9 protein-coding genes are annotated in these 8,001 nt (G+C 71.4%); 1 reads left to right on the top strand and 8 read right to left on the bottom strand.

All coding sequences use genetic code 11. The features are described from left to right. Nucleotides 1-253: 253 nt before the first annotated feature. The 8 genes from AC1Q49_RS15705 to AC1Q49_RS15670 are packed head-to-tail and all read right to left on the bottom strand — an operon-like array spanning nt 254 to nt 6,885. Nucleotides 254-1,549: a flavin-containing monooxygenase gene (locus AC1Q49_RS15705; protein ID WP_191009132.1), complete on the bottom strand. Its 1,296-nt coding sequence runs from the start codon at nt 1,547-1,549 to the stop codon at nt 254-256. Beyond that, nucleotides 1,546-2,379, bottom strand: a complete 834-nt coding sequence (locus tag AC1Q49_RS15700) for an aspartate/glutamate racemase family protein (RefSeq protein WP_492493302.1) — start codon at nt 2,377-2,379, stop codon at nt 1,546-1,548. The genes AC1Q49_RS15705 and AC1Q49_RS15700 overlap by 4 nt, the downstream gene beginning before the upstream one ends. Next, entirely contained in the window at nt 2,376-3,023 is a 648-nt protein-coding gene (locus tag AC1Q49_RS15695; RefSeq protein WP_492493300.1) for an amino acid ABC transporter permease, read from the bottom strand. Before AC1Q49_RS15695 ends, AC1Q49_RS15700 begins: the two co-directional genes overlap by 4 nt. Further along, nucleotides 3,020-3,682 (bottom strand): amino acid ABC transporter permease, encoded by a 663-nt coding sequence (locus AC1Q49_RS15690; protein ID WP_060960598.1) that lies wholly within the window; start codon nt 3,680-3,682, stop codon nt 3,020-3,022. The genes AC1Q49_RS15695 and AC1Q49_RS15690 overlap by 4 nt, the downstream gene beginning before the upstream one ends. Before the next feature lies 1 nt (nt 3,683). Then, nucleotides 3,684-4,469, bottom strand: a complete 786-nt coding sequence (locus AC1Q49_RS15685) for an amino acid ABC transporter ATP-binding protein (protein WP_269801237.1) — start codon at nt 4,467-4,469, stop codon at nt 3,684-3,686. A gap of 56 nt (nt 4,470-4,525) precedes the next feature. Next, nucleotides 4,526-5,398, bottom strand: a complete 873-nt coding sequence (locus tag AC1Q49_RS15680; RefSeq protein ID WP_492493297.1) for a substrate-binding periplasmic protein — start codon at nt 5,396-5,398, stop codon at nt 4,526-4,528. 57 nt (nt 5,399-5,455) lie between these two features. Beyond that, nucleotides 5,456-6,169 carry an SDR family NAD(P)-dependent oxidoreductase gene (locus AC1Q49_RS15675; protein ID WP_492493295.1) on the bottom strand — a complete coding sequence of 238 codons (714 nt, stop codon included), beginning with the start codon at nt 6,167-6,169 and terminating at the stop codon, nt 5,456-5,458. Next, entirely contained in the window at nt 6,166-6,885 is a 720-nt protein-coding gene (locus AC1Q49_RS15670; RefSeq protein WP_061781952.1) for an SDR family NAD(P)-dependent oxidoreductase, read from the bottom strand. The genes AC1Q49_RS15675 and AC1Q49_RS15670 overlap by 4 nt, the downstream gene beginning before the upstream one ends. Nucleotides 6,886-7,005: 120 nt before the next feature. Here AC1Q49_RS15670 and AC1Q49_RS15665 point away from each other — a divergent pair, with 120 nt between their 5' ends. Further along, nucleotides 7,006-7,935, top strand: a complete 930-nt coding sequence (locus AC1Q49_RS15665) for a LysR family transcriptional regulator (RefSeq protein ID WP_060960594.1) — start codon at nt 7,006-7,008, stop codon at nt 7,933-7,935. Nucleotides 7,936-8,001: the final 66 nt, after the last annotated feature.

Below are 8,001 nucleotides of genomic sequence, written 5' to 3'. Positions count from 1 at the left end.
GTCGTTGAGCGAGCGGCGCAGCCGCGAGTCGAAACGCCCTCACCCGGCGCAGCCCACCCGGTCGTTGAGCGAGCGGCGCAGCCCATTCCCGGTCGTGGAGCGAGCGGCGCAGCCGCGAGTCGAAACGCCCTCACCCGGCACCGCCGCACCCCCGGTCGTTGAGCGAGCGGCGCAGCCGCGAGTCGAAACGCCCTCACCCGGCGCAGCCCACCCGGTCGTTGAGCGAGCGGCACAGCCGCGAGTCGAAACGCCCTCACCCGGCGGCGCTGAGCTCCTCCTGCCGCGAGAAGGCGAACGCCTCGAGCAGCCGCTCGGTGTCGGCCAGCTGCGCGAGCCAGGTGACGCGCACGATGTCGATCCGGTCGTCGGGCTCCTGCAGCCGGGAGAGGTACTCCGCGATGGGCGCGAAGCCGCCGGGCGCGGTCTCGTGCAGCTGCAGCATCCGCAGGGCGATCTTCGTCTGCTCGCCGTAGATCGGCAGCTGCGGACCCCGCGGCGCCGTCAGCCCGATGAAGTACAGCTTCTCGAGCCCCGCGGGCACGATGCCCCCCGCGAACCGCAGCGGCACCGACGAGCGGCGCTCGATCAGCGCCTCGTCCAGGAACGGCAGCGAGACGTGGAAGCCCGTCGCCCAGAGGATGGTGTCGTACTCCCCCGCGGTGCCGTCGGCGAAGTGCACCGTCGTGCCCTCGATGCGGTCGATGCCGGGACGGATGTGCACCCGGCCGTGCTGCACCCAGTACAGCAGCAGGTCGTTGACGACCGCGCGCCCCTCGGCGAGGGTCGCGGCGGCGGGAGCCGGCATGCCCGGGTAGTCCTTCGCCTCGCCGATCGAGACCTTGGCGAGCATGCGGGCGATGAAGTCCTGCTCCTCGGGCGAGAACTGCCCCATCCACGGGATCTCCTGGCGGGGCACGCCGAAGTACGACTTCGGCTGGAAGAACATGCCCTCGCGCATCACGATGTCGACCTCGAAGCGGTGCTGCGCCGCGTCGACGGCGAGGTCGCAGCCCGAGTTGCCCGCGCCGACGACCAGCACCCGGCGCCCCGTGATGTCGGACGTGTTGCGGTACGAGCCGGAGTGCACCTGGGTGCCGGTGAAGTCACGACCGACCGCCGGGACCTTCTGATCCCACAGGTGACCGTTGGCGACGAACACGCCGTCGTAGTCGCGGGACTCCCCGGTCGACAGGGTGACGGTCCAGCCGGCCGACCCGACGGGCCCCTCCGTCGCGCGCGGCACGACCGCGACGACCTCGACGCCGAAGACGACCTTCTCGAACAGGCCGTGCTCCTGCGCGTAAGCGGCGAGGTAGTCGCGCACCTGGTCACGCCGCGGGAAGTGCGGGTACTCCGCCGGCATGGGGAAGCCCTCGAAGCCGGTCATGTCGCGCGAGGTGATGAGGTGCAGGGCGTCGTAGTCGGTGTTCCAGTGGCCGCCGACCCGGTCGGACTTCTCGAAGCAGTCGACCTGGTAGCCGGCACGGGTGAGCTGGACGACGGCGGACATGCCGGCCGCGCCGGCTCCGATCACGCAGTAGCGGGTCATGCGGGGGTTCCTTCCTGGGAGGTGGATGCCGCGGCGTCGGGGACCAGCCGCCGGGACGTGTGGAGCAGCGCCGCGCGTCGGGCGCCGGCCGCGGACGGGTAGCCGCGATCGGTGGGACGGATGCCGGCGTCGGCGAGGTGGCAGAGCTGCAGGACGTGTTCGAGCGCGAGCAGGTTCGGGTCGATCACCGGCACGTCGGCCGCGGTGCTGACGGCGCGGTAGCCGTGCGCGTCGAAGATCGCCCCGAGGTAGCCGCATCCGACGACGACCGCATCGGCGCCCTCGTCGACGGCGACCCGGGCGGACGCGTCGAAGCGCTCGATGAGGTCGGTCGGATCGTCGACGGCGCGCAGCACGTCGAGGTGCGTGGACTCGGGCCGGTAGGCGCGCACGGGCGGGGCGCCGAAGACTCCCGCACCTCCCAGCCCGCGGATCTCGTCCGCGAAGACCGGGACGAGGCTGTCGGCGACGGTGACGACCGCGGCGCGGCGGGCGAGCGAGCCCATCGCGCGCACGCTCGCCTCGGCCAGGCCGGTGACGGGGACCGTGACGGCGGCGCGGACGACCGCGGTCGGCGCACCCCAGCATCCGATGACGAACGCGTCCGCGTCGCCCGCCTCTTCCAGCGTGGCGGCGCGGGCGAGCAGGACGGCGTCGCTGAGCAGACGGTTGGCGGGGGTGCGGATGCCGCCCGCGTCGGCGCCCGCGTGGACGAGGCGCGTGCGCACCCGCCCCGCGGCGAGCCGTGCGATCCGTTCGCCGAGGAAGTCCCACAGCCCGCCCAGGGCCGGATCGCCCACGGTGGCCTCGAGCCAGACGACGGATCTCATGCGTACCCCCGGTTGAGTCGGCGTTCGACCCAGACCGACAGCCAGGTCGCCGGGACGGCGATGGCCGCGTAGATCAGCCCGGTCACCGCGTAGACCCACAGGTACTGGAACGTGATCGTGCTGACCTGGTACGCCTGGCTCATCAGCTCGTTGACCGAGATGGAGTACGCCAGCGAGGTGCCCTGGAACGACATGATCGCCAGGCCCATGAGGGCCGGGATCGAGGCGCGCATCCCCTGCGGCAGCACGACGCGCACGAACGTGGTCGTCCGCGACAGCCCGAGGGCCGCCGACGCCTCGCGCTGACCGGTCGGCACCGACTGGATGCCGGAGCGGATCATCTCGGACGAGTACGCCGCGGCGGTGAAGGTGAGACCGATCACCGCGGCCCAGAAGTTCTCGAACAGCACGCCGAGGGCGGGAAGGCCGAAGTAGACGATGTAGAGCACGACGAGCGCGGGGATGCCGCGGCCGACCTCCACGAGCACGAGGCACGGCCAGCGCACCCAGCCGCGCTGAGCGGACACCCCGAGGGCGAACAGCAGCCCGATGAGGTAGCCGAGCACGACGGAGAGGGCGGTCAGCTGCAGGCTGACGACGAGCCCCTGTCCGAGCCGGGGCAGGTAGACGGCGAGGTCGATCATGCGACGGCCTCCTTGCGCAGGCGGGTGTCGAGCCGGCGTGCGGTGACGGCGATCGGGATCGACACGACGAGGTACACGGCGGCGGCGAGGAAGAAGGGGACGATGCCGGCGACGGCCGGGTTCTGCCGGGCGAACATCGTGGCCTGGAAGACCATGTCGGCGACGCCGATCGTCGAGGCGATGGACGAGTCCTTCAGGAGCGACAGCAGGAAGGTCGCCATCGACGGCAGGGCGGTGCGGAACGCCTGGGGCGCCAGCACGCGGACGAAGGTCGTGACGCGTCCGAGTCCGAGGGCGGCGGCCGCCTCACCCTGGCCGCGGGCCACGGTGGCGAACGCGCCGCGGTAGATCTCGGCGAGGTAGGCGCTGGAGATGAGGCCGAGCCCCGTGACCGCCGCGGACAGCGAGTCGAAGCGGATCGTGCCCACCTGCACGCCGAAGTAGATGAGGAACAGCCACACGATCGGGGGCACGCCGCGCACGATGTCCACGACCAGTCGCAGCGCGAGTCGCAGCGGCAGGATGCGCGAGCGCAGGCCGAGCATGAGGGGGATGCCGAGCACGACCCCCACCGCGTAGGCGAGCGCCGTCACCAGCAGGGTCATGGGGAGGCCGGCGAGGACGAGGAGCATCGCCGCCGAGATGTCGACGCCGCCCATGTCAGCGCTCCAGCACGGCGCTGAGGAAGCGCCGTGTGCGCTCTTCGCGGGGGTCGGCCATCACCTCGTGCGGCACGCCCTCCTCGATGATGCGCCCGTCGGCCATGACCACCAGGTGGTCGCCGACGTCGCGGGCGAACTGCATCTCGTGGGTGACGACGATCATCGTCATGCCCGACTCGGCGAGCTCGCGCATGACGGCCAGCACCTCGACGCCGACCTCGGGGTCCAGCGCACTGGTCGGCTCGTCGAACAGCATCGCGCGCGGGTTCAGCGCCAGCGCGCGCACGATCGCGATGCGCTGCTGCTGACCGCCGGAGCACCGACCCGGATGCTGGTGCGCTTTGTCCTTGAGGCCGACGCGGTCCAGCAGCGTGAGCGCGCGCTGCTCCGCTTCCTCGCGGGAGCGGCCGAGGATGCGCTCCTGCGGGAAGGCGACGTTGCGCAGCACGCTCATGTGGGGGAACAGGTTGAAGGACTGGAACACCATGCCCACCTGGCGCCGCAGGGCGAGCAGGTCGCGGTCGGGGACGCGACGGCCCGCGGTGATCGTCTGCGAGCCGACGGTGATGGTGCCGGCATCCGGGGTCTCGAGGAGGTTGACGCACCGCAGCAGGGTGCTCTTGCCGGAGCCCGACGGCCCGATCAGGGCGGTGACGCTGCCCGGGCTGACCGACATGGAGATGTCGTCGAGCACGAGGTGGTCGCCGAAGCTCTTCGACAGGTTCTCGATCGTCACTCCGGCGATCGCGAGCTCGTTGGCCTGCGTGATGAGGGGTCGGGACACGGCGGTTCCTAACGTTCGAGGTGGTGGGGGGGCCCGGCGCCCCCCCCACGGCCGGCTCAGCGGATGGAGGTCACCGCTTTGTCGGCGGGGACGATGAGGGAGTCGGGCAGGTCGTAGCTCGCGTTGAGCTCGGCGAGCGTGCCGTCGGCGCGGAAGCCGTCGATCAGCTCGCTGAACGCGTCGGCGAGCGCCGTGTTGTTCTTGTCGATGGGGAACGCGATCATCGGCTGCTCGGTGGTGATGGCCACGCGGTCGTCCTCCTGGGCCGGCTTCACGACGAAGCCCGTGTCCTTGTAGGCGACGGTCGCGACGGCGTACCCGTCGAGGGCCGCCTGGATCCGACCGTTGAGGAGGTCCTGCTTCATCTCGGCGGTGCCCGGGTAGGTCTTGAACTTGTCGCCGAGGATGCCGGACATGTCGGCCTCCCACGAGAAGCCCGCGCCGGAGCCGACCGCGCCGACGCTCTCCAGGCCCGTGACGGTGTCGATGCCGTCCTTGGAGATGATGCCCATGGAGTCGTAGAAGGTGGGGCTGGTGAAGCCGACCTTCTCGGCGCGGGCCGCCGTGACGTACCAGCCGCCCGTGATCATGTCGGTCTTCTTCTGCTCGCTGATCATCGGGATGCCGTTGGCGTAGGTGATCGGCACGAACGCCAGGGCGAGGCACTCGGCCTCGGCGAGCTTGCGCACGACGTCGATTTCGAGGCCGGACGCGTCGGAGCCCTTGGTCTGCGTGTAGGGCAGGTTCTCCGGCACGCCCACCGTGAGGGTGCCCGGCGTGAAGGTCGTCAGCCCTTCGTGCGCGGGGGTGCAGTCGGAGGCGACGGTGGACGCGGGGGCGGCGGAGCCGGCGCAGCCGGTGAGCAGCACGGCGACGGAGGCGATGGACACGAGCGCGGTGGCGGCGCGGGCGCGGGTGGTGCGGGACATGGCTTCCTGCTTTCTGGATAGTGCTCGAGTGGGTTTTCGGGTGTGGATTCGGGTGGGTCAGACGGCCGTCAGGCCGCCGTCGATCGTCAGGACGGATCCGGTGACGAAAGAGGAGGAGTCGGAGATGAGGTAGCGCACGAGCGGGGAGATCTCGTCGGGGCGCGCGCGTCGGCCGAGGGGTGCACCGGAGGAGCTGCCCCCGGCGGGCTCGTCGTCGTTCATCGGGGTGTCGACGCCGCCCGGGCAGATCGCGTTGACGCGCACCAGCGGCGCGTACTCCACCGCGGCGACACGCGTCAGCGCGAGCACGGCGGCCTTCGACGCCGAGTAGGCGGCGTAGCCCGCGGTCCCCACCAGCGCCGCCGTCGACGACACGTTCACGATGGACCCGCCGGTGTGCATGAGCGGGGCGAGGGCGCGGATGCCGAGGAATGCGCCGAGCGCGTTGACCCGGTCGTGCAGGAGCCAGGTGGCCGCGTCGGTGTCGGCGATCGCCCCGTGCCGGAGGATGCCCGCGTTGTTGACGAGGCCGACCAGCGGGTCGCCCGTCTCGGCGAGCTGCGCGGCAAGCACGGCCCACCCTCCCTCATCGGCGACGTCGAGGGAGAAGTAGCGCGCGTCGGCGCCGCGGTCGCGCAGGGTCGCGGCGACGGCGCGACCGGCGTCGTCCATCCGGTCGGCCAGCACCAGCGCGTGGCCGGCCTCGGCCAGGGCGGCGGCGTGTGCCGCTCCCTGACCGCGCGCCGCGCCGGTGATGACCACGGTGCTCATCGCATCACGTCCGCACCCGACAGGACGATGGTCTCGCCGTCGAGGAACGCGCCGTACTCGGGCTGGGAGACGAGCCACACCCACGCCGCGATCTCCTCGGGCGTCGCGACGCGGCCGAGGGGGATCGACGCGGCGGCCGCCTCCATCCGACCGGTCGCCGCGTTGCCGGGCGTCGCGACCCAGCCGGGTGCGATGCCGTTGACGCGGATGCCGTCGGGGGCGAGCTCGAGGGCGAGCGCCTTGGTCAGCATGACGACCGCCGCCTTCGAGGCGCCGTACAGGAGCTGACCGGGTGACACCGTGAACGCGTCGACCGACGCGAAGTTCACGACGGACGCGCCGCGCGACAGGCGGGGGCGTGCGGCGGCGATCACGTTCAGCACGCCCAGGACGTTGATGTCGAAGATGCGCCGGTAGGTGGCCTCGTCGTAGCTCGCGAGCGTCGTCGGCGGGTAGACGCCGGCGATGTTGGCGACCACGTCGATACCGCGGCCGGGGGCGAGTACGGCGTCGACGGCGGCGGCCACGGCCTCTCGCGACCGGACGTCGGCGACGATCCGCAGCACGTCGCCGTCGACGGCGGCGGATTCCGCCGGCCAGGCGACATCCAGCGCGACCACCGTGTACCCGCGCTCGCGGAAGAGCTCGACGGTGCTCTGTCCCATTCCGCTGGCGGCCCCGGTGATGAGTGCAACCGGGGGTGTGGGGGTCTGCATGCGGGGATCTCCTCGGATAGTCGGGCCGTGTAAAACCCAGTGGACCACTGGCCGCCCACCAAGGACAATCCTCAAACCGTTATAGTCGCCATAGGACAAACCTCTACAAAGCGAGCGCCCATGGCCACCCCGACCGTACGACAGCTGCAGTACTTCCTCACCGCGGCGCGGCTCGGCACGTTCTCCGCGGCGGCCGCCGAACACCACATCGCGCAGCCGAGCCTGTCGGAGCAGATCTCGGTCCTCGAGGCCAACCTGGGGCTGCGGCTGTTCACCCGCACGACGCGGCGGCTCCTGCTCACCGACGTGGGCAAGCAGCTGGTCCCCCTCGCCGAGAAGACGCTCGCCGACGTCGACGAGATCGCCGACTTCGGGCGCCGAGTGGGTTCGCTCGAGGAGGGCACGGTGCTGTTCGGCACCTTCAACAGCGCCCACCTGTACCTTCTGACCGACCTGATCCGCGAGTTCCATTCGCGGCATCCGGCCGTGAAGGTCAAGGTCACCGGCTTGAACTCGTCCGAGGTCGCCGAGTCGGTGCGCAACGGCGACCTGGAGGCCGGGATCGTCCAGCTGCCGATCGACGACCGACAGCTGCGTCTGATCCCCGGCATCTTCGTGGACCACGTCGTGTACGTCTCGCGCAACCCCGAGCACACCCGCGCCCCGATCGACATCCGGACGCTCTCGACCCGGCCGCTGATCCTGTCCGAGGCGCGGTGGTCGCTCGACGATCCGCTGCGCGTGTCGCTGCTGGAGCGCGCGCAGGCCGCGGGCGTACGGCTCGACCCGATCATCGAGGTCGAGTTCCAGACGCACGCGCTGGAGCTCGCGGCGCAGGGCGTCGGCGACTCGCTCGTGTCGTACCACGTCGGCCGCTCGGTGATCGCCGAGCGCGGGCTCTACATGACGCCGCTGTCACCCGCCGTCGAGGAGCACTACGCGTTCGTGACCCGCCGCGCCGGCTCCATCTCGCCCGCGACGGCCGCGTTCATGGCGCTCGCCCGCCAGATCCTCGCCGGCCTGCAGGCGCCTCCGCCGACGGCGGGCTGACCCGGGCGTACGTCGTTTCGACTCGCTGCGCTCGCTCAACGCCCGGCCCGCCCCCCGGTCGTTGAG

This window comes from Microbacterium sp. MPR-TSA4 (genome assembly GCF_058792815.1).
The sequence above is the reverse complement of the archived record's forward strand: the minus strand, read 5'-3'. Positions and strand labels throughout refer to the sequence as shown.